A 21,192-nucleotide genomic window follows, 5' to 3' on the forward strand; every position below is an offset into this window, starting at 1 on the left:
TCCGCTGCGGCGGACGTTTTTCGTTGTTTGGAAGGAGCCGACGACATGTTGCGAACCGCTTTACTGCTGGGGGCGGCTACCCTTGTCGCCGCATCCGGATGTACGACCACGCCGATGATGTTTGGCAAATCGCTCGCCAAAGAGCTGGTCGAAGAGAACGTGAAAATCGTCGAGCGGCGGATCAGCGAAGAAATCCCCGGCGACACCCCGCAGGAAACCGCCGTCGCGCTGCTGAAGAAGATGGGCTACGAGTGCAAGATCGAGCACGCCCAAAAGTTCGTCTATCACAAGCCGATCGAAGATGGCTCGCTGGTTCCGGTCGAACTGTATGATCGCGACTTCATCCAGTGCAGCTACACCCGCAAACATTACTTCGCCGCCGAAGACACGACCACCTTCGCCGTGCTGCTGAACCACGGCCGCGTCGAACGGGTGCTGGTCAACTGGGAAGCGGACATCGCCGACATCGCCAAGGTCGACGTCAATCTGACGACGCGGTAACGCCAGCGCTGTCTTTGCGCTCTCTCGCCTGCTAGAGTAAGAGCGAGGATCCGCCGCTGGGTCCCGCTCTTTTTTCGGCGATATCTGTTTTTGTATGACGCGCAAAGCGAAGACTTATCTATTGGTCGTGGGGAGCGCTCTGGTCACCCTGATCGGCGTGCCAGCATGGATGATTTTGGGTCCGCCGCGGGCGCTGGTCATCTCGAAAGAAACGACCCATCTAACCAAGCCGCTCGATGCGGAAGGAAACGTCGACTATGTCGCCGCGGTGCTAGAGCGGCAGCGAGCCGGCGTCACTCCAGAAAACAACGGGGCGATTCCGCTGCTGCAGGCGATGTGGCCGTGCGGGCTAGAGCCCGATGAACTCGCGCTGATTTGCGACGAACTGAACATCTCGCCTCCGGCTGCCGATGGCTTGGTGATGCTCGATGATTCGGATGTGCATCAACAACAGATCATCGATTGGGCGAGCAAAAAATGGGGCGTTGACCTGGGGGACGAAGAGCAATACGACTTCGACCCAGCGGAGCATGTTTACGAGGCGATGGACACGCCTTGGCGGCGCGACCAAATTCCACCGCTCGCTCAGTGGGTTGACGATCATCAGCGCTCGTTTGAGCTCCTGCACGAGATGGAGACACATGACGCCTTCTATCTTCCTTCGCCAAGTCGGCTGAAGCTTGGCGCCACATTGCTGTCTGGCGGCACGCCAGAAGCGTCGATCTTACGCGATGCGGCCCGCGTTCTTACCACACGCTCGATGATGTACATCGGCGAAAATCAACCAGAGCTCGCGTGGCGCGACCTGCGGCTGATTTTCATCCTCGCGCGTATGTCCTGGACCGAATCCTCCACCGTTCATTCCATGGTGGCGTTTGCCATCGAAGGACTCGCCGGCAGCGCCACGCAGCAACTGCTCGGCAGCGGACAGTGTGACCGGGCGCTGCTCGACGAGATGGAAACGTTCTTCGCCGATCTGCCCCCCATCGCCGACATCGCGCGGATCACCGATCAACACGACCGCTGGATGGTTCTGGAGATGGCGGCGGCGCCCAACTCTGACGATTTCGAGCGCATGCTCTATCTTCCTGATGACCTACCGCAGGGGCCGCTGTGGCTTTTGCAGCTTCCGCGCGATCGGAATACGCTTCTGAAACGATTGAATCAGCGCTACGACGAGATGGTGACGATCTTGTCGCTGCCCGACCCGGCCCAGTTCATGGCGGCGAAAGCCAAATTCCAATCGGACATGAAGCAGGCCGAACTCGACTGGCATGCCAGACTACCGACGACCGCGGCGCTTTTCAGCCAGTCCGTGCGCGGCATCTATGCGGGCGACCTACTCATGGCCCATGGTCTCAGCATTCAGACCGAGGCCAAACCGCCGCAATATCGCGTAGAAACAACTGCGCGTCTGCTGCGCATCGCAATCGCACTCGAAAATTTTCGCTTGGCTGAAGGTGAATATCCTCAACAGCTGACGGAACTAATCGAACTTTCCGATGCGGCGTTGCTGAACGATCCCTATGCCGCCGGTCAGCAGCTGCGTTACGAGCGTCGCGGCGAAGGCTATCTTCTTTACAGTCGCTACGAAAACGGAATCGACGATGGCGGCACTTCGATCAACTCCAAGGTTCTGGGCGGCGAATGGGCCAAGGAAGGGGAGTACAACCACGACTTTCGTGCCGTCGATCTGGTTTTCCGCTTTCCGATTCCGCCGCTGGTCTTGGCCAAGCCAAAATCGCTTGAGGACGAAGAGCGAGAACTCTACGGCGACCTTCTCTTGGACGAATACGATGGACTGGAAGAGCCGCCGGAGTAAAATCGTCGCGGCGATCTGGTTTCCCCATTCTCCGTTTCCTTGAAACCTCGGGCTCATGACGCGCAAGACCAAGACCTATCTGCTGATCCTCGGCGCCGCCTTCTTGCTGCTGGTCGGTCTGCCGCTGTGGTTCATCTTTGGCCCGCCGCGGCGGTTGGTTATCTCGAAGGAGACGACCGTCCTGACGCAGCCGTTAAATGCCGAAGGGCAGGTCGACTATGTCGAAGCGGTGCTCCAGACGCAGCGTGCCGGCGTGACGCCTCAAAACAATGCTGCCGTACCGCTGGTGCAGGCGATGTGGCAAGAGAAGGGGCTGAACCCGGAACAGAAAGATTTTCTCTGTAAGGAACTGGGGATAACGAAGCCCGAGCAGGAAGGAATCGACGACGATCTGTGGAATCAGCGCTACAAAGACTTGATCATCGCGTGAGCGAGCGAAAAGTGGGGCGTCGATCTTGGGGGACGAGTCGCTCTACGACTTTGACGCCAGCTTCTATTTGGATGACGTTCGCTACCAACCTTGGCGCCGCGCTGACTATCCGCCGCTGGCGACTTGGGCGGACGAAAACCGCGACCGTTTCGACCTGCTTCATACGATCGAGCAGCGAGATCGATTCTATTACCCGTCCCCCTATCTTGCGAAGCCTGATCGGATCTTGATCTCCAATATCCTGGGTGGGAGCGAACGTTTGCGGCATGCGGCGCGAGCGCTGCAGTGCCGAGCGATGATGTACGTCGGCGAAGGAAACGCCCAACTTGCCTGGAACGACTTGCGTTTGATTTATCTCTTTTCGCGATTACAAATGCCGCAGTGCACAATCATCGACGCCATGACCGGGCATGCCATCGAAGGAGTCGCCTACGACGGCATGAAGTATCTGCTCGACAGCGGACTCTGCGATCAACAACTGTTGGACCAAATGGCGCAATTCTTGAGCGACTTCCCCCCGCCAGTCGATATCGCAGGCGTCATCGACACGACCGATCGGTGGGCGATGCTGGAAGTACGTATGCGCGCGAGCGATGTCGAAGACGTCACGATTGGACAAGACATTCCAGGCAACGTCGATCTCTTCGACCTTCCCTACGACAAAAACATGACGCTGCGGCGAATTAACCAGCGCTTCGACGAGTGGACCGCCATGATGAAGATCGACGATCCCGCGAAGTACTTGCAAGCCATTGAGCAGTACCCTGTCCAAGCGCAGGCCGACCTGCAAACTTGGAACAATCGGGGGGCCATCGTTGCCGCAACCATCAGCCAATCGGTGCGGGGAATCTATGCTGGCGACGCAATTTGCAGTTGGACCTTCAGCAACCTGGGTTCCGCCAAACGCCCTTACTTCCGTACGCTGACCGAAGAACAACTGACGCGAATGGCGATTCAGTTGTCGAAGTATCGACTTGAGCATGGCGAGTATCCGGAGTCGCTTTCCGCCATGGATCCGCAGCTAAAAGCGGCCGACCTGCACGACATATGCGCTCCTGGAGAAGACTTGATCTACGAGCGACGCGCCGATGGTGGGTTTCTGCTCTACAGTCGCTTCGAGAACGCCCTCGACGACCAAGGAACGTCGTGGTTCGGCGAGATTTTCCGCGGTGATTGGACGGCGCCTGGCGAGGACTTGGAAATCGACGGCGAATTTGTCTCTGTAACGGACGAAGACATCGACCTGGTCCTCCGCTTTCCGCTTCCCGGCCCGCCACCGCTCGCCAAGCCGAAGTCGAAGGCGGAGGAAGAGGCGGAAATGAAGGCGATGTTCGGCGAAGACTTTGAGATGGAGATCGACTAACGCCGCCGAGGCGATTTCCGTTTTGGTAAACGACGCGAAGCCGAGAATCATCCCCGGCGTTTTCTCAGGCGTCGCCGAGTAAAGATCGACCGGGTGATACTCGATACCCGCCTGATCGGCCGCTTGATGCAGATGACGATTTCGCCGGGCGTCGCTGGCCTGCGCCACGACATGCAAGCCTGCTTCGTTCCGGCGAAACTCGATCGCCGAACTGACGGCCCACTTTGACGAGACCGAAATCGTCGACCTGACGGCGGCCATCGCCAACATCAACGCTTGGAACCGGTTCGCCGTTTCGTTCCGCAAAGAACCGGAGATCGAAACGGCCGCCACCGCGTAACAAAAAACTCGCCTGCAGCGCAAGTAAGGGAATGCGTGCGGATATCTGTATCGAGCTTGCAGCCGCATTCCCTCGCTGACGTTGCGGGCTAGTGTCGAGTCTTACCTACCTTTGAACACCTGGCGCAGATCCTCAATGTTCAAACGATACCTAGCGCTGGCCGTTCTGCTGTTGACTGGCGTAACGGTGTGGCGCGTCGCCGCTCATGAAACGGCGGAGCAAGGTCCGACCGTGAAACCGGTGTTGTCGGAAGAGATCCAAGAGAAGGTCGAGGGCGTCGCGACTCGCGCCGTCATGGCCGAGGTACCCTGGCAGGGGAGGCGGCTTCTCGCCAGGCTCAGAGCGTAGCTCTTCGCGGCTCGCATCCATGCGATCACGCAGTCCGTCGAGAAAATCAACGGACTGCTACGTGTTGGAAGGGGAACTCGAAACGCAGGTCGAAGATGGACCGGTCTTTCGACTCAAACCAGGCGACACCCTTTGCGAACCGTCGATGGCCCTGCATCGAGCGACCCGCAATGTGAACCCCGACAAACCGGCCAAGATTCTGGCTGTGCACCTGACGCCGATTGACGCCAAAGAGTTGGTGATTCCGGAACCAGAGAAGTAGTAGTCCGAGGTGCAAGCCGACGGAAAGAGGCTGCAAAAAAAACGGGAATTCGTAGGGCAGGCCGTGCCTGCCGAAAGCCCGCCGCTCTCCTCTAGTCCGCGGATCGATGCCTCTGACGGCGCCGCCGCCCCGATAGCGGAGCTATCGCGGCCAACCACGTAAACTACTTCAACACATGCAACAGATTGCTATAGTCATCGGTCCAAAGACGATCGACCACCAATTGCGAAGGTTCGGTCGTCGCGGCGCGGCGAAGTAAGTCGTTGGCCAAGAGCGTTTCGTTGTTGGTCGCGATTACCCAATGGGCGCCGGTCTTTTGCTGGGCGACGTCAGGAGCGGCGAAGAAGTAGAGCGATTGCAGATCGCAATCGTCCGCCAATCCTTCGACCACTGGTCGTAGATCGACATGCATGTTGCTGATATGGACGGCGATCGCGCCGCCGGGGGCGAGACGCTGTCGATAAATGTCGAACGCTTCGCGGGTCAACAGATGCGTCGGAATGGCATCGCCGCTGAACGCATCGAGCACCAGCAGGTCAAACTTCTGGTCGCTTTCCGCTTCCAACGACAGCCGGCCGTCTCCCAGCACAATCTGAATGTCGGCCGCCGAGTCTTTCAGGTAGCTGAAATAGTCTTCGGCCAATTCGACGACTTCTGGATTGATCTCGTACATGCGGAACGTGTCGCCCGGCTTGCCGTACGCGGCCAGCGTTCCGGCGCCAAGTCCGACGACGCCGACCCGCAGCGGTCGCTGTTGTTGTTCCAACTGTTGCAGCACGATGCCGACGCCTGTCTCGGGTGCATAGTACGAGGTTGGTTCGGTGCGGCGTTTGTCGTCGAGAAATTGAAATCCGTGGACGATGCGGCCATGAAACATCATTCGTCGTCGCTGGCCGTCGGCCGTTTGATCGTCAATGTGCAACACGCCGTAAAAGTTGCGGCGAGACACCAGGTAATCGCTACCAAAATTGCGGAGTTCGCCGTAGACCACCAATAGCAGCAGCGGAATCGCCCAGGCCAACCGTTTCGGCAAGGGTGGCGGCGCCGTTTGACCAACGGTCGTCGGCAAACTAGTCGCCGAGAACAAGATGCCGCCGGCGATCAGAAAGCTGCCGAGGATGAAAATCGGCGATTCAAAGTAGTCGGTCAGCGCCATTGGACAGACGAGCGAAACGAGAACGCCCCCCAGTGCGCCGCCGGCGGAGATCGTCAGGTAAAACTCAGTCAAGCGAGCCGGCAGTGGTTTCAAACGGACCAGTTCGCCATGGCAGGCAAAACAAGCGAAGAACAACGACGCAAAGTAGACGCCAATCGCGGTGGTCAGCCCGAGCGAGCCATTGGTCCAATCGACCAGCGCCACGCCGGCGAGCGAAACCAGCGTCAGCCAAGCGACCGTTTCGCGACGGTACCAACCTTCGCCATCGAACGCCAGGATAAAGGTCAGCAGGTACAAGCTGAGCGGAGCGACCCACAGCAGCGGCACCACCGCCATGTCTTGGCAAACATGATTGGTGACCGCCAATAGGCCAAAGCTGGCCCAAGCCGGCAGCAATAACCATTTGGCTCGCGTACGCCATGTAATCGTAGGTGGTTTCTCCGGCGAAGCCGTTTCCGTATCGCAGAACGCCTCGGTAGCGGGGACCGCGCGAAGTTGCCAGACGACCACCGCCAACAGCGCGGCGAACAAGCCGAAGCCAATCGACCACTGCGCCGCTTGCGTCGATACTGCGAAGTTCGGTTCGATCACAAAGGGATAACTGAGTAGCGCCAGTAGCGAACCGATGTTCGACAGCGCATAGAGTCGGTAGGGGGTAACGCCGGGAAAGCGTCGGCCGAACCAGGCTTGCAGCAGCGGACCATTGGCGGCCAGCAAGAAGTACGGGAGCCCGATCGTCGCAGTGAGCAGCAGCAAGATGCGCAGCGCCGGCGCGTCTTCCGGCGCAGGCTTCCAGCTGATGTCGGCCAACACCGGCGCCAGGAACGCCGCCGCCACCACCAACAGCAGATGCAACGCTCCTTGCCATAGCAGCGGCAGGTATCGGGTCGTCAGGTGTGCGTAGAGATATCCAAGAAACAGCACGACCTGAAAGAAGAGCATCGCCGTGGTCCAGACCGCTGGACTGCCGCCGAACCAGGGCAAAATCGACTTGCTGACGATCGGCTGGATCTGAAACAACAGCAGCGCACTGACGAAAACCGCTGCGGCGAAGCAGCAACGCAGGAGTTGGCGGCGGCGAAACATAGATCGGAGATCACTTATGCGTTACAATTTGGCGTCGCGCTAAGATAGCTCACAGGTCGGATTGGAACGCCGCAAACGGTTGAAATGCGCAATAGAGCGGGGAGCAATTCAACTCTAGATCCACAAGGGGGGTTCTGTTTGTGCGATTTGTTCAGAGTTTTTCAGTAAGAAAAGGTTCAAATTTAACACCGGTGGGGGCGGAATTGTTCTTTTCATGCCGGAAACGCCGACATTAGAATCGGGTTTGTTGTCCTCATCCTACCGTCACTTGGACTTTGCCGTCTGATTGACGAAAAATCCTCTTCTGTTGCTTGGAGACAATTTATTCGTGTACGCCACTGTTTCTCTTGAAGCGGAGGCGATGGCAGTCCTACGGGAATTCGCCAGCGCTTACGCTATTCGAGATCTGGAGAAACTGCTGGCGGTGTTTTTGCCTGAACCGGACGTAGTGCTTCTGGGAACGGGCCAAGACGAAAAGCGTCTTGGTCTAACCGGAATCTGCGAACAGGCGGAGCGTGACTGGGAACAAGCCGACACGTTGCATTTTCGCTTTGGATGGCGAAGCGTTTCGTGCTACGGCGACGTTTGCTGGATCGCGGCCGATTGTTTTGCTCTGGTTCAAGCGGGTTACCGCCAAGCGGAGATTCCTCTCCGGATTACTGCAGTCCTGGTTCGCAACGCAGAAGATTCGCTGCGAATCGCCCAGCTTCATTACTCTTCGCCGGTCCTGCCGGAAGACGAGTCCGATACCTGTCTCGAGTAGAATTTTGCACTTATTTGATCACAAGGTTATTCCTTGACAGGCAAAAAGCCCCTCTGACTTCAGAGGGGCTTTTTTCATGCGCCGCGATCCAAGGTATAATAAGCCGTTCTGTCTCCAATGCCGCAATCCAAGTAGTCTGGGATGATCCGAACCTTTCTCAAATCGAAGATCCACCGCGCCACCTGCACCGAGGCTTGCCTCGATTACGAAGGAAGCGTGACGATTGATAGTCTGCTGATGGAGGCGGCCGATTTGCTCGACCACGAACAGGTCGATATCTACAACATCACGTCGGGAACTCGCCTAACCACGTACGCCATTCCGGGCCCGCCTGGCAGCGGCGTGATCTGCATCAACGGGGCGGCCGCCCATCTGGTGAACCCGAAAGATCTGGTCATCATCGCCAGCTACGCCCAATATACCGAGCAGGAGCTGGCTGATTACGCCCCGATCGTCGTCCAAGTCGATCAGCAAAATCAGATCATGACGCCGGTCGCAAAAAATTAGTGTCGCGGCTACTGCCTTAAAAGCGCAATCTGCCCCCCCCTTGCGGCAGACTGGAAATCAGCACCCCGAAATAACTATAAGCGTCATTCTTAAATTTTCCAGTTTTTCTCTCGCGATCGGTAAGCGTCTGTCGATGGATTCCTTTACTACGCTGTTATCCGCGACAATGCGTTGAATTTCGGGGCAGCCTCCCTTACGGAGGGAAAATTCAACAGGGCAGCACGGATAGCAGCGTTTTCCTTTTCTTGACCAACTGACCTCGCGGACTGCCCGCAAATTCCTTTTTGGCGACACATGCGGCAAATTAAGAAATCTGCCGCCATGCATCTTCGCTAACCCGCAATCTGGTCGAAGTTAACCGACATGCGCTCGGCAGACTTTCTCTTGCTGGGCGCTGCCGATTCTCCCCCACGATTTCGCCTGCCGAGCCTATAAGAGGAACCTGCCGTGTTGAGCAGTAACGCCGTCCACTGGTACGAAGGAATGTTCCTGTCGCCGCATCATTTTCAGGCGTTCGAACAACACCAGTTCCATCAAAACCGGCGGGGCGACCTCTGGATCCAGCGACATCACTGGGGCCTGCGTTCGATCGATCTCGATATCGACGCGCTCACCAACTCGCGTCTGGTCGTTCGCTCGCTGGAAGTCCGGCTGCGCGATGGCGCCACGATTTCGGTCCCCAGTGACGGGCAACTGCCGATCCTTGACCTACGGCACGCGATGGCTGATCGCCAGAACCTGACGATCTACCTGGCCGCGCCGCAGCTTGTCTCCGGTCAATCGAACGTCGCCGACAACACCGGCTCGACGGCTCGCTTTTTGGTCGAGAACCTGGATGTCGAAGACCAGAACAGCGGCTCAAACCAACAAACGATTCAAATTCGGCGGCTCAACCTGCGTCTGTTGCACGACGGCGACAATCACGCCGGCTACGAAACGTTGCCGATCGCCCGCATTCGCCGCTCGGACCGGGGCGAAGCGGTGCCGCAACTTGACGAAACCTACATTCCGCCGCTGTTGGCCTGCGACGCTTGGCGTCCGCTGCAAGCGAATATCCTGCAGCGCATCTACGATCGCCTAGGTCGCAAGCTTGATCTGCTCGCCTCGCAAATCGTCAGCCGTAAAATCTCATTCGACAGCCGCGGGCAAGGGGACCAGCAACTGCTGGAGCAGCTGCGAGCAATCAACGAATGCTACCCAGCAATCCAGATGATCGCCTTCACCCCGGGCACGCACCCGACCACGGCGTTTTACGAACTGGCCCGCACGATCGGCAAACTGGCGGTGTTTGGTTCGATGCGTCGTCCGCCGGAGATGCCGGCCTACGACCATGACGACCTGGCCGGTTGCTTCTGGCGGCAGAAACAATACATCGACTCGTTGCTCGACGCCGTCGTCGAGCCGGACTATCGCGAACGTCACTTCGAGGGCGCCGGTCTCCGGATGCAGGTCGATCTCGAACCGTCGTGGCTGGAAGGTTCCAACAAGCTGTTCGTCGGCGTCGAAAGCTCGCTGCCGCCGCAACAGGTCGATCGCTTGTTGACCCGCGGGCTCGACATGAAGATTGGCAGTAGCGATCGCGTCGTCGAACTCTATCGTCTGGGTCAGGCTGGACTCCGGTTTAATTACGCCAGCCATCCTCCGCGGGCGCTACCTGCGCTGCCGGGCGTTTCGTATTTCGAGATCGACCGCGACAGCCAACCGGCCCAGTGGGACCAGGTGAAACACTCGCTGACGCTGGCGATTCGCTTGAACGAGAACCTGATCGTCAGCGATATTGAGGGGCAACGCCGCTTGACGATTCGCGTTGACGGCCAATCGACGACGCTGCAGTTCACGTTGTACGTCGTGCCAAACGAGCCAGGCGCCAGCCAATAAGTGGACAAAACTAGCTGGCGACTTTACTTTGCCCTAGCGCTGGACCTGAGCGGTCGACATGGTAAAGTCGATCGCATCGCTCGATATTCGCGTCGAGCCGGTTCAGTTCTAGTCCTGGCGAAAAGGTTCCGCTGTGCAAGTTGCCGTCTTCAGCACCAAGTCGTACGACCGCGAGTTTTTGATCAAAGCCTCGGCCGATACCGAAATTCACTACGACTTCTTCGAAGAACGGCTGACCGAGCGAACCGTCATCTTAGCCCGCGATTTTCCGGCGGTTTGCTGTTTTGTGAATGACGAGCTCTCGGCGAGCGTTATCGCCGCGATCTCCTCTGGCGGCGCCCGGATGATCGCGCTGCGGTGCGCAGGCTTTAACAACTGCAACTTGCAGTCGGCGGCCGAACATGGCGTGAAGGTGGCCCGCGTTCCGGCGTACTCTCCCTATGCGGTCGCCGAACATACGGTCGGGCTAATTCTGACGCTCAACCGCAAGTACCACAAAGCGTACAACCGCGTTCGCGAAGGGAACTTCGCGCTCCACGGAATGCTTGGCTTCGATCTGCACGGCAAGACGGTCGGCGTCGTCGGCACCGGCAAAATCGGCCAGATCGCGGCGTCCATCTTGCAAGGCTTCGGCTGCCGCGTCTTGGCGTTCGACGTGCACGAAAACCCCGAGTGCGTCGCCGCCGGAATCGAATATGTCGAGCTCGATCGACTCTTCGCCGAAAGCGACGTCGTGACGCTCCATTGTCCTCTTCTGCCGTCCACCAAGCATCTGATCAACAAGCAGAGTATCGCGAAGATGAAGCCAGGCGTGATGCTAATCAACACCAGCCGCGGCGGCCTGGTCGACGCCAAGGCGACGATCGAAGGATTGAAGACGGGCCAGATTGGCTATGTCGGACTCGACGTTTACGAAGAAGAAGCGGATCTCTTTTTTGAGGACCGCTCAGAGCTGGTTATCAAAGACGACGTCTTCTCGCGCCTGCTCACTTTCCCCAACGTGCTGATCACCGGCCACCAGGCGTTCTTTACCCGCAACGCCTTGGAGGCGATCAGCCAGATAACGACCGAAAACTTGCGTCAGTTTGACCAAGGTGAGAAACTGACGAATGAGGTTGTAGCCGGTTAGAGAAAGTTGGGTTATCGCTGGGACGCAGCCGCCGCGACGATAAGTCCCACGATCATCAATCCGTACAAGACGACCGAGAATAGCCCGAACAGGATCGCGATCACCGCGTGAACGCTTCCTTTCACCTCCGGCTGACGGTTGCGTTTTACCAGACCCATGATCCCCAGGACCACGGCGGCGAATCCAAACGGAAAACCGATGAGTGGGATTAGCGCTACGATTCTCCCAGGTAATAGCCGATCAACGCCGGCAAATTCTTGTAGGGAATGATACCGCCAGTTGCATCTCCTTCGGGGGTGGCCATCTTCGCACGTCCGTAATTCGTGAACAGGAGTAAAAGCTCGCGCCAGAAGTTATCAATATACTCCCTGTGCTCAGGGTAGATAGCCGTTTCTCAAAGGCGTTCTCCAACTTCGTATCGGCCGTCCGTTCATGCTACGATGAAGTGACCCGCAGATCCTGCTCCCGCCATTGCTCCTCACCTCCCCGGATCGCCCCATGCAACGTCGCCATTTTATCGCCGCCACCTCCGCCGCCGTGATCCTGCCGCATCTCGCCTTTGGCGACTCGCCCAAGCGCAAAGTCGCCGTGATTGGTCACACGGGGCGCGGCAACTATGGGCATGGACTGGATACCGTCTGGCAACAGATTCCGGCGACCGAAATTGTCGCCGTGGCCGACGCCAACGCGGCCGGGTTGCAGAAGGCGCAGGCGAAGTTGAAACTCGATCGCGGGTTCGCCGACTATCGCCAAATGCTTAGCGACGTGCAGCCCGAGTTTGTGGCGGTGGCGCCGCGATATATTGATGAACATCGCGACATGATTTTGGCGGCGATCGATGCTGGCGCCAAAGGGATCTACTGCGAGAAAGCGTTCTGCCGAACGCCGGCCGAAGCGGATGAAATTGTCGCCGCCGCCGACAAGCAGGGAGTAAAGATCGCCGTCGCCCATCGCAATCGATACCATCCGGCGCTGCCGCAGGTGAAGGCGCTGATCGAGTCGGGCGAGCTTGGCAAGCTGATCGAGATGCGCGGCCGCGGCGTGGGCGATCGCCGCGGTGGGGGCGAAGACCTGTGGGTGCTCGGCTCGCATGTCTTCAACCTGGTTGACTACTTTGCCGGGGCGCCCAAGTTTTGCTCGGCGGTTATGCTGCAAAAGGGTCGCCCGGTGACCGCCGCCGATGTGCGGGAAGGAGGGGAGGGACTCGGTCCGCTGGCCGGCAACGAGCTGCATGCCCGCTACGAAACGGAGCAGGGGATCGTCGCCTACTACGATACGGTCGCCGACGACGGCACCAATCGTCAAGCCTATTGCCTGCAGCTGATCGGTGGCAAAGGGATGGTGACGATCTTCATCGATCAAAATCCGCTCGCCTACTTTTCGCCCGGCAATCCTTTTCAAACCACGAAGCCGCGCAAGTGGCTGCCGATCACGTCGGCCGGCGTCGACCAGCCGGAACCCAATCCGGAAGGCTGCCGCGAAACGTCCAATCATGTTCGCGGGGTGAAAGACCTGATCGCCGCGGTCGACGACAACCGGGCGCCGCTCTGCAGCGCGACCGACGCCAGAATGACGGTCGAAATGATCTGCAGCGCGTTTGCATCGCATATGGCGGAAGGGAAGCGGGTGGCGTTTCCTTTGGAAAACCGGGGGAATGCGCTGGCGGGTTGGAAATGATCTAGTTTGGTTTATTACGCAACGCGGCTCGTTTTCCAATCTTAGCTGCTTGTTGAAAAATGCCATCGTGGCATTTTTCAACCTCGCCAGGCTCAGAGCATAGCTCTTCGCGGCTTGCAAAATAACGACTTACGTCGCTATTTTGGGATCGCATCCCTGCGATCCAGCAGCCCGTTGAGAAAATCAACGGACTGCTAACCATCTATCACTCCAAATTCCAATTCCATAATTGTGAAATCTGGCCACAAACCTAAAAGAACCCACCGCCTCCCATCGGTTGGTCACCGGCATTTAGAATCTCGACGCCAACTAGCAGCAGGTGGCGCACGCCGCGCGAATCTTGGGTCGAGAGGACCGTCGCTTGGCCGCTTTCCAGCATCACGACGGTTTCGATGGTCATCGTCGTCGTTGCCGGCGGTTCGAGCGTGCGACGTATATTGTCTTCCTCGTCTTCGTCATCCTCTTCATCTTCGTCGGGGTGGACGATGTCGGAGCGTTCAAAATTAACGCGGAGCACAGCGCGATGGCCGAACATCTGCGGGGCGACCTTCAGTAGCGTCCCAACGTTTTCCTGCGAATAGCTGTTCGCTCGGCTGGCGGTCGCGCGGCCATCCGGTCCACGCTGCGGGATGAACTGCGTGCCGGTCACGACTGGCTTGCGGGCTCCTTGCTGCACTTTCGTCTCATGGCCGGAGACGGTGGTTAGGTCAAAGCTGTGGATTACCTCGAACGTCTCCTTCTGGTCGATCATCTCTTGCATTTCTTCGATCGATAGAAGCGCCTCTTGCGGCGTTTTCGCTTTCGGCCCCGCTTCCAACAGCGTGACGCGAACCCGCAGCATGCGCGGCATCGCCGTCGGCGGTGCAACGGCCGCAGGCCCAAACACTCCGCCCATGGCCGGCCCTTGGTATGGAGTCGGCTGCATCGCGCCCGATTGCACGGCCGTCGATTGCGGCGGGCCATACTGCACGGTGCCAAACTGGACTGTCCCGTTTTGCACGTTGACGTCGGCGCCCTTGGCGGGTTCCGGTTTGTTTGAACGACGTGGCGATGATTCTTCTTCGGCCGCCGCCAAAGCCGGACAGAGCGCAAGCAGCAACAGCAGGGCAAGTCGTGAGGTCATGCGATTTCTCCAACGAAACATGCAGAATGGGGTTTGAAAGGGATGCTAGGGAAGCTCGCGCCGCAGGTCGAGTACCCAGTCTTCACTGCTGGGCGCTTCAAAGGTGAGCGTCGAGCCTTCCTGCTGGGGGCTTACCGGTTTGCCAAACTCGCCGGTCCGCGGATTGAACCAGCGAGCGTTTGAGGAATCTGGCAGTTGGTCCGCTTTCAGATCCAGCTTGCCGCCAACCGGCATGTAGACGACGCTCCAGTCGCCATCCTTGGTCGAAGCGGCGGCAACAAAATGGTTGCGGTTCTTCTTGCCAATTTGCGTCGCCAACAGTTGTTGATTCGGGCGTAGCTTTTGTCTGGGGCCGCTGGCGAAGTAGTCAAACAGGACGGTCATCGATTTTGTCCCCGGCGTCTTGAGCCCAGCGGTCCAAGGTTCGACGTTTCGCAGGCTGCCGTGGTTTTCGGCGGCTCCCTGTTTCTCGTTCCAAATCCAGATCGAGTTGTGTCCGTACGTTACGCCGGCGGGCGGTGAAATGAGCAACGACCAATAGGCGGCCCGGCGGACGTGTTGATCGTCGTGCTTCTGCTTTGACTCGTAGGCGGGGATGGCTTCGTAGTTCGGCTCAAGATTGATGATCGGCCGCGTGTTTTTACTTTGGTTCCACGCATCTTTTACCGGACCAGCCAGATGCCATTGGAGGGCGCTGCCGCCATCGCCATGGCCCGATTGATAGCCGATAAAGTCGTACCAAGGCTGATCGGCGAACTTGCCGAGGATCCAGTTTTGTCCCGAGGCGTGCAGCGTGCACAATCGCTGTCGATCGCCAAACACGTTTTTCCCGATTCGCTTCCAACGCTCGGCCGAGTCTCCCTTGAAGGGGCAATCGCCGCTCAGCATCCAGATCACGTTGTACGCGCCCCAGCGAGCCTTGATGTACTCGGCCAAACGCTGGGCGTCTTTCTCAGGCAGTGCGTTGCCGGGGTCGCTGCCAAGAAGGGCCCACAGGACGACTGGGCAAGCGACCATTCCATGCTGATTGATTGCAACGACGCGTTTGTCCAGTCGCTGGAACTCTTTCGCATTCACGCTAATCGGTTTGGTGGGATAGTAGACGCGATCCGGAATCGTCTTGTCGCCGCCACGCCATTGCGTGCTAACAAACTGGATCGCGGTGAACTGTTGCTGTTGGCGAATCGTTAGATAGCGCCCCCAATCGTCATCGGTCGCTTTCAACACGCCGTTCCAAGCGGTGTCGCCCAGAAAGAAGTAGGGCGTGCCGTCGTCATACTGAAAGAAGAGACGATTCTCGCTTAGGCGGATCGGGCCATGTTGGTAAATCGGACTGTCGCCGAAGTACTCGATGCAATCGAAGGAGCCTGACTTGCCGCTGAGCGACGATTGCTGCTCACAGCGGGTCGTCCACTTCCAGACGCCAAGCTCACCGGGACAATAGCGAAATCGCCAAGTCGCTCCGCCGTCCCAAAACGCTTCGACCGTCGTCTGTTTACCGCTGGGGAACGTGAGATCGACGTAAACTTGGGCATCCCATAGCGGTTGAGCGAGTTCTTTCTCACAAGAGAGCGACTGGTCAATCACGTCATAACGAGCGACGGTCGCCGCCGACAGAGAAGGTGCGACCAATACCATCACCGCGAGTGCGGCGAGCGAGCGAAACATGGGGCGTCTCCAGAGGAGGGAACAGGATGGGCATCCGCCATTCTAGAGCCGCGTGAAAGTGGAACGCCAGGAAAAAACAGCTCGCCGCAGCGTTAAAACACGCCCAGCGCCATCAGGCTATACCGCACCACAAACCCAGCGACCACGACGCTAACCATGCTCATTAGTTTGATCAGAATGTTCAAGCTCGGTCCGCTGGTATCCTTGAACGGATCGCCCACCGTGTCGCCGACAACCGCCGCTTTGTGGGCCTCAGAGCCTTTTCCGCCGTGGGATCCAGCTTCGATATACTTCTTGGCGTTGTCCCAGGCGCCGCCTGAGTTGGCCATAAAGATCGCCAGGCAAAACCCGGTCGTCAGCGTGCCGACCAACAATCCCAACACGCCGCCCACACCCAGTAGAAAGCCAATCACCAGCGGCGTCGCCAGTCCCAAGACCGAGGGCAACACCATCTCCCACTGCGCCGCCTTGGTACTGATCTCGACCGGCAGGGCATAGTCAGGCGTATCGGTCCCGGCCATGATCCCTGGCTTTTCGTTGAACTGACGTCGGACTTCTTCGACCATTCCCTTCGCTGCCCGGCCGACCGCTTTCATGGTGAGCGCGCAGAAAACGAAGGTCGCCATCGCGCCGACAAACATCCCGCCCAGCACCTTGGGATTCATCAGGTTCGCTTCGTAGTAGTTCGTAAAGTCGACCAGCGTCGCTGTGTGAACCGGCAACAGTTCGGCGTCGCGGCCGACCATCTGCAGGTGAACGTGATCTTCCCCTTTTTCAACGGTGAGCATCTCAGCCGGAACTTTGACCGGGCCGCGAGAATAGTCGAGTTCGTTCCAGGCGGCGGAAACCCGCTTGTCGCGGCGATCGGTGGGCAGCAGAAGATAGCCGTGGACATGCTCTTCCTCCCCATCGACCTCTTTGTAGATGACAAAGCCTCCCGAGACGCGATACGGCTGATCGGCTTCAATGACATGCGCCAAATTGTCGCCCCAGCGCTCGAAGCCGATTCGGACTTCTTCGACATACGCCGCCAACAGGGCGAGCGCGGTCAGCGCCGCCGAGCCGATCGCAAACCCTTTACCGGTCGCGGCGGTCGTGTTCCCCAGACTATCGAGCGCGTCGGTCCGCTCGCGGACGATCGATTCCAGGCCGGACATCTCGGCGTTGCCGCCGGCGTTGTCGGCGATCGGTCCATAGGCGTCGGTCGCCAGCGTGATGCCCAACGTGCTGAGCATGCCGACCGCCGCGATACCGACGCCGTAGAGTCCCAGGGCAAAATAGTCAGGGTCCGAGAACCGCCAGCCATTGGCGGCACCAAACGCGACCAGCGTCGCCACGGCGATCACAATCACCGGCGCCCAGACCGACATCATGCCGTCGGCGATACCGCCAATGATGATCGTCGCCGGACCGGTCACCGCTTGGTCGGCCAGCTTTTTGGTCGGCTCAAATTCATCGCTGGTCGAGTACTCGGTCCACTTGCCAATCAACCAGCCGGCCGCCAGTCCGGTAAAGATGCTGAGCGCAACTCCGGGTACAAACATGTAAACGGCGCCGCCCACCTTGGGCATCAGCCACATCGACAGCAAGACCGCCACGATCGCGACCAGACCGGTCGAAAAGTTGATCCCCCGGCCAAGCGCCGCCAGCAGGTTCTTTTGAGTGGCGCCCTCTTCGGTTCGCACCATGTAAACGCCGGCGATCGATAGCAGAATGCCGGCCGCCGCGATCGCCAACGGCAGAAAGAGGGCATAGAACTGCGCTGTCGGCACATCGAGACCAGCCGAAGCAGCCAGCGCCGGTGAACTAAACGCCGCCACGCCCAGCGCCGCAGTCGCCAACAACGAACCGCAATACGACTCGTACAGATCAGCGCCCATACCGGCGACATCGCCTACGTTGTCACCTACGTTGTCGGCGATCGAAGCGGGATTGCGGGGGTCATCTTCCGGGATCCCTTGTTCGACTTTGCCAACCAGATCGGCGCCCACGTCAGCCGCCTTCGTAAAGATCCCACCGCCAACCCGGGCGAACAGCGCCTGGCAACTGGCGCCCATCCCGAAGCAAAGCATCGTGACCGTCACGTCAATCAAGCTGAGCTGAAAGACCCACCGCAGTACGGCAAACCAGATGGTGATATCGAGCAGCCCAAGCCCAACTACGGTCAGCCCCATCACGGCGCCGCTGCGAAAGGCGACTTGCAATCCTTGATTGAGCGAAGCCCGGGCGCCGGCCGAAGTGCGACTGCTGGCGGCGGTCGCCGTCTTCATGCCGATCCAACCTGCCAGGCCGCTGAAGAAGCCGCCGGTGACGAACGCGAAAGGAACCCAACCGCTTTGCGCTCGGAAGACGTACGACAACAGGGCGAGTAGCGCGAAGATCACGATGAAGAAAATCGCCACCACGCGATATTGTTGCGTCAGGTAGGCGTCGGCCCCTTCGCGGACGTAGCCTGCGATCTCCTGCATCCGGGCATTACCGGGATCGGATCGGAGCATCTGCATGAAAAAGAAGTAAGCTTGGACAAGGGCCGCGAGGGCCGCCAACAGCACAAGCAACCAGATCAAGACCTGCATGAGAATAGCTACCTTCCGTGAAACTGCCCCCGATGGGGGATTACTCCAGCCGTCGGTCGAGAAATCGCCCCCGGCGAAAGCTCGCCAGCGGGGAGAGGAAGCGGGCAAATCTCAGGACGGTCCATCACGCTGCACTGCCAACTTTTTGGGGAGTGATAGCAGCCCAATTATCAGTCTTATGGCGTAATCTTAAAGGATAAAATTTGAAAAAGCGGGGAAGTTCTTCCCCTCTACCCCCAATGCCGACGAGGCAAGAAGAAGTTGAAGAAGTTACTGCCGCCGGCATATTTGGAATTTGGGAAATTCTGGGGTGGATGGTCAAATTTCGCCTGCAATTTATTAGGAGCTTTTTGGTTTCTCGACTACCGTAGGGATTCCTGGAAATTTTCCACTCGTTCGCTAGGTGTTCTGGCCTACGATCGATTTGGAGAAACTCGTCTCTTTCTTACTCAAGACTCAGATAAGAAAATTGACCATGAAGGTGATGTTCGCTCGACGTCTGGCGATGACGTTCGCTCTACTCGCTACACTTCCTCTGGCGGTTGGCGCCAATGCGGCCGAAACCTCTCCGGCTCGCGCTGCGGAAGGGGAAGAAGTCAACATGTTCCAGGCTATGGAACAAGGTGACATCGACGTGAAGTTCATTCCGATGAACGCAGAGCGTGGAACCTTCATTATCACCAACAAGACCGACAAGAAACTGAAGGTCGAAATGCCCTCGGCGTTCGCCGGCGTTCCGCTCGCCCAGTTTGGCGGTGGCGGCGGCGGTTTTGGGGGCAATGGCGGTGGCGGCTTCGGCGGCGGCAACCAGTTTGGCGGCGGTGGCGGCGGCGGTAACCAAGGCATCGGCGGCGGTGGCGGTGGATTTGGCGGCCAAGGCGGCGGTGGCGGTTTTGGTGGCGGCAATGGCGGCGGTGGCGGCGGCGGCTTCTTCAACGTCATGCCGAACAAAACGCAAAAGGTGAAAGTCGACGGCGTCTGCCTGGATCACGGCCTGGATGATCCGAACCCGAGAATCCCGTACGACGTCAAACCGATCGAGCAATACACCACTAAGCCGGGCGTTGCGACCCTGTTGCACATGCTGGGCAGCGGTAAGATTGACCAACGCGTCGCTCAAGCGACCGCTTGGCACTTGAACAACGACATGAGTTGGGAAGAGCTGGCCGCCAAGTCGATCAAACATCTCGATGGCCGGGTGGAGCCCTACTTCTCGCGGAAAGAAATCATGACCGCGATGCAAGCCGGCGAGTTCGTCGTGAAGTACGAAGCCGAAATGAAGAAGGCGCCCGAACCGAGCCAATCACTCAGCGAAAGCGTCTCGACCACCGTCGAATAAGACGGCGAGCAACAGTCAGCAATCCTCCGAAAAGAGTCTGGTCCGCGTGGCCAGACTCGTTTCGTTTCTTGACCAAACGGCAGAAAAGCGAGTTGAAAAGCCGACAACATGCGACTCTTTGGCACTAATTGCGCGTTTAGCGCAATACCCCACGTATGTGGATGATTCTATTGCAAATCGCTTGGTCGGCTGACAATTCTCGATTAATCTAAGATTTCACTAGAAAATAAGGGCTCTCGCTGGCGCGAGCAGTCCTTTACGTGTCAGTTCGGCCTGCAAACTGGTCACGATCTTCTCTCTACTGAAATCTTAGGCGCTGCAGACAGAGGAGCTCTTCCGTATGAAGGTGCAATTGTATCAGCGATTGGCGACTGCTTTCGCCATTCTCGCCTCCCTCGTTTTTTCCTTTCCCACCATGGCGGATGATTCGTCCGGTCGCTTCGCCGATGCGGAAGAAGTCAACATGTTCAAAGCGATGGAAGAGGGCGTCATCGACGTCAAATTCATCCCGATGAACTCCGAGAAAGGGACGTTCATCGTCACCAACAAGACCAACAAGAAGCTGAAGGTCGAGATGCCCAGAGCGTTTGCCGGGATTCCGCTGGCTCAGTTTGGCGGCGGCGGCTTTGGCGGCAACGGCGGCGGCTTTGGCGGTGGAAACCAGTTTGGCGGCGGCAACCAATTCGGCGGCGGTGGCGGTAACCAAGGCTTTGGCGGTGGCGGCGGCGGTTTCGGTAACCAAGGTGGCGGGGGCTTCGGTGGCGGCGGCGGCTTTGGCGGCAATGGCGGCGGCGGCGGGTTCTTCAACGTCATGCCCGAGAAGACCCAGAGAGTGAAAGTCGAGGGGGTCTGCCTGGATCACGGGCTGGAAGACCCGAATCCGAAAATTCCTTACGACGTCAAGCCGATCGATCAATACACTAGCAAGCCTGGCGTGGCGACGTTGTTGCACATGCTCGGCAGCGGCAAGATCGACCGGCGCGTCGCCCAAGCGACTGCCTGGCACTTGAACAACGACATGAGCTGGGAAGAGTTGGCTGGTAAGACGATCCATCACCTGGATGGCCGCAGCGAACCTTACTTCTCGCGGAAAGAGATCATGACCGCGATGAAGGCGACCGAGTTTGTCGTGAAGTACGAAGCCGAGATGAAACAGAACTCGGCCGAGCCGAGCGAGTCGCTCAGCACCAGCAGCGTTTCGACCAACGCTCCGTAACGCGAATT

The 21,192-nt window shown here is 58.4% G+C and carries 19 protein-coding genes; 14 read left to right on the forward strand and 5 right to left on the reverse strand.

Annotated features, from left to right (window positions below; genetic code table 11):
* Positions 1–45: 45 nt before the first annotated feature.
* From Enr8_RS00485 to Enr8_RS00515, 7 genes are all read left to right on the forward strand, one after another.
* A complete protein-coding gene (locus Enr8_RS00485; protein ID WP_146428668.1) occupies positions 46–501 on the forward strand; it encodes a hypothetical protein in 456 nt (151 codons plus the stop codon).
* 94 nt (positions 502–595) lie between these two features.
* Positions 596–2,323, forward strand: coding sequence for a hypothetical protein (locus Enr8_RS00490; RefSeq protein WP_146428669.1), 1,728 nt, complete (start codon positions 596–598; stop codon positions 2,321–2,323).
* 55 nt (positions 2,324–2,378) lie between these two features.
* Positions 2,379–2,753: a hypothetical protein gene (locus tag Enr8_RS00495; protein WP_146428670.1), complete on the forward strand. Its 375-nt coding sequence runs from the start codon at positions 2,379–2,381 to the stop codon at positions 2,751–2,753.
* 25 nt (positions 2,754–2,778) lie between these two features.
* Positions 2,779–4,116 carry a hypothetical protein gene (locus Enr8_RS00500; protein WP_146428671.1) on the forward strand — a complete coding sequence of 446 codons (1,338 nt, stop codon included), beginning with the start codon at positions 2,779–2,781 and terminating at the stop codon, positions 4,114–4,116.
* A 93-nt stretch (positions 4,117–4,209) separates the two neighbouring features.
* The gene (locus Enr8_RS26350; RefSeq protein ID WP_261342390.1) at positions 4,210–4,344 is read left to right on the forward strand and encodes a hypothetical protein; all 135 of its coding nucleotides are present in this window, start codon (positions 4,210–4,212) and stop codon (positions 4,342–4,344) included.
* 247 nt (positions 4,345–4,591) lie between these two features.
* Entirely contained in the window at positions 4,592–4,804 is a 213-nt protein-coding gene (locus tag Enr8_RS00510) for a hypothetical protein (protein ID WP_146428672.1), read from the forward strand.
* Between the two features lie 19 nt (positions 4,805–4,823).
* Positions 4,824–5,066: a cupin domain-containing protein gene (locus Enr8_RS00515; protein ID WP_146428673.1), complete on the forward strand. Its 243-nt coding sequence runs from the start codon at positions 4,824–4,826 to the stop codon at positions 5,064–5,066.
* 163 nt (positions 5,067–5,229) lie between these two features.
* Here the strand turns inward: Enr8_RS00515 and Enr8_RS00520 are convergent, their stop codons facing one another.
* Complete coding sequence (locus Enr8_RS00520) at positions 5,230–7,308, reverse strand: fused MFS/spermidine synthase (RefSeq protein WP_146428674.1); 2,079 nt, start codon at positions 7,306–7,308, stop codon at positions 5,230–5,232.
* 361 nt (positions 7,309–7,669) lie between these two features.
* Between Enr8_RS00520 and Enr8_RS00525 the strand changes: the two genes are divergently transcribed.
* The 4 genes from Enr8_RS00525 to Enr8_RS00540 all read left to right on the forward strand — a co-directional run bounded on the left by Enr8_RS00525 (position 7,670) and on the right by Enr8_RS00540 (position 11,585).
* Positions 7,670–8,071, forward strand: a complete 402-nt coding sequence (locus Enr8_RS00525; RefSeq protein WP_146428675.1) for a nuclear transport factor 2 family protein — start codon at positions 7,670–7,672, stop codon at positions 8,069–8,071.
* Positions 8,072–8,212: 141 nt separating this feature from the next.
* Positions 8,213–8,578: an aspartate 1-decarboxylase gene (gene panD / locus Enr8_RS00530; RefSeq protein ID WP_146428676.1), complete on the forward strand. Its 366-nt coding sequence runs from the start codon at positions 8,213–8,215 to the stop codon at positions 8,576–8,578.
* A gap of 447 nt (positions 8,579–9,025) precedes the next feature.
* Complete coding sequence (tssK, locus tag Enr8_RS00535; protein ID WP_146428677.1) at positions 9,026–10,456, forward strand: type VI secretion system baseplate subunit TssK; 1,431 nt, start codon at positions 9,026–9,028, stop codon at positions 10,454–10,456.
* A gap of 133 nt (positions 10,457–10,589) precedes the next feature.
* Positions 10,590–11,585, forward strand: a complete 996-nt coding sequence (locus Enr8_RS00540; RefSeq protein ID WP_146428678.1) for a 2-hydroxyacid dehydrogenase — start codon at positions 10,590–10,592, stop codon at positions 11,583–11,585.
* An 11-nt stretch (positions 11,586–11,596) separates the two neighbouring features.
* On the opposite strand, the gene Enr8_RS25150 is transcribed toward Enr8_RS00540, so the two are convergent.
* Positions 11,597–11,758 carry a hypothetical protein gene (locus Enr8_RS25150; protein ID WP_186767349.1) on the reverse strand — a complete coding sequence of 54 codons (162 nt, stop codon included), beginning with the start codon at positions 11,756–11,758 and terminating at the stop codon, positions 11,597–11,599.
* 325 nt (positions 11,759–12,083) lie between these two features.
* Between Enr8_RS25150 and Enr8_RS00545 the strand changes: the two genes are divergently transcribed.
* The gene (locus Enr8_RS00545) at positions 12,084–13,262 is read left to right on the forward strand and encodes a Gfo/Idh/MocA family protein (protein WP_146428679.1); all 1,179 of its coding nucleotides are present in this window, start codon (positions 12,084–12,086) and stop codon (positions 13,260–13,262) included.
* A 250-nt stretch (positions 13,263–13,512) separates the two neighbouring features.
* On the opposite strand, the gene Enr8_RS00550 is transcribed toward Enr8_RS00545, so the two are convergent.
* The 3 genes from Enr8_RS00550 to Enr8_RS00560 form a co-directional block, all read right to left on the reverse strand.
* Positions 13,513–14,385, reverse strand: a complete 873-nt coding sequence (locus tag Enr8_RS00550; protein WP_186767350.1) for a hypothetical protein — start codon at positions 14,383–14,385, stop codon at positions 13,513–13,515.
* Positions 14,386–14,430: 45 nt separating this feature from the next.
* Positions 14,431–16,053, reverse strand: a complete 1,623-nt coding sequence (locus Enr8_RS00555) for an apiosidase-like domain-containing protein (RefSeq protein WP_146428681.1) — start codon at positions 16,051–16,053, stop codon at positions 14,431–14,433.
* Positions 16,054–16,145: 92 nt separating this feature from the next.
* A complete protein-coding gene (locus Enr8_RS00560) occupies positions 16,146–18,629 on the reverse strand; it encodes a sodium-translocating pyrophosphatase (protein ID WP_146428682.1) in 2,484 nt (827 codons plus the stop codon).
* Positions 18,630–19,104: 475 nt separating this feature from the next.
* On the opposite strand from Enr8_RS00560, the gene Enr8_RS25155 reads away from it, so the two are divergent.
* On the forward strand, positions 19,105–19,968 hold the full coding sequence (locus Enr8_RS25155) for a hypothetical protein (RefSeq protein WP_186767351.1): 864 nt from the start codon (positions 19,105–19,107) through the stop codon (positions 19,966–19,968).
* A 340-nt stretch (positions 19,969–20,308) separates the two neighbouring features.
* Positions 20,309–21,184: a hypothetical protein gene (locus tag Enr8_RS25160; protein WP_186767352.1), complete on the forward strand. Its 876-nt coding sequence runs from the start codon at positions 20,309–20,311 to the stop codon at positions 21,182–21,184.
* Positions 21,185–21,192: the final 8 nt, after the last annotated feature.

Source organism: Blastopirellula retiformator (assembly GCF_007859755.1).
Classification (GTDB): Bacteria; Planctomycetota; Planctomycetia; order Pirellulales; family Pirellulaceae; genus Blastopirellula; species Blastopirellula retiformator.

Coding starts and splice junctions, on each gene's coding strand:
- Enr8_RS00485 (WP_146428668.1), top strand. CDS start 46: ATGTTGCGAACCGCTTTACTGCTGGGGGCGGCTACCCTTGTCGCCGCA.
- Enr8_RS00490 (WP_146428669.1), top strand. CDS start 596: ATGACGCGCAAAGCGAAGACTTATCTATTGGTCGTGGGGAGCGCTCTG.
- Enr8_RS00495 (WP_146428670.1), top strand. CDS start 2,379: ATGACGCGCAAGACCAAGACCTATCTGCTGATCCTCGGCGCCGCCTTC.
- Enr8_RS00510 (WP_146428672.1), top strand. CDS start 4,592: ATGTTCAAACGATACCTAGCGCTGGCCGTTCTGCTGTTGACTGGCGTA.
- Enr8_RS00515 (WP_146428673.1), top strand. CDS start 4,824: ATGCGATCACGCAGTCCGTCGAGAAAATCAACGGACTGCTACGTGTTG.
- Enr8_RS00520 (WP_146428674.1), bottom strand. CDS start 7,308: ATGTTTCGCCGCCGCCAACTCCTGCGTTGCTGCTTCGCCGCAGCGGTT.
- Enr8_RS00525 (WP_146428675.1), top strand. CDS start 7,670: ATGGCAGTCCTACGGGAATTCGCCAGCGCTTACGCTATTCGAGATCTG.
- panD (WP_146428676.1), top strand. CDS start 8,213: ATGATCCGAACCTTTCTCAAATCGAAGATCCACCGCGCCACCTGCACC.
- Enr8_RS00545 (WP_146428679.1), top strand. CDS start 12,084: ATGCAACGTCGCCATTTTATCGCCGCCACCTCCGCCGCCGTGATCCTG.
- Enr8_RS00550 (WP_186767350.1), bottom strand. CDS start 14,385: ATGACCTCACGACTTGCCCTGCTGTTGCTGCTTGCGCTCTGTCCGGCT.
- Enr8_RS00555 (WP_146428681.1), bottom strand. CDS start 16,053: ATGTTTCGCTCGCTCGCCGCACTCGCGGTGATGGTATTGGTCGCACCT.
- Enr8_RS00560 (WP_146428682.1), bottom strand. CDS start 18,629: ATGCAGGTCTTGATCTGGTTGCTTGTGCTGTTGGCGGCCCTCGCGGCC.
- Enr8_RS25155 (WP_186767351.1), top strand. CDS start 19,105: ATGAAGGTGATGTTCGCTCGACGTCTGGCGATGACGTTCGCTCTACTC.
- Enr8_RS25160 (WP_186767352.1), top strand. CDS start 20,309: ATGAAGGTGCAATTGTATCAGCGATTGGCGACTGCTTTCGCCATTCTC.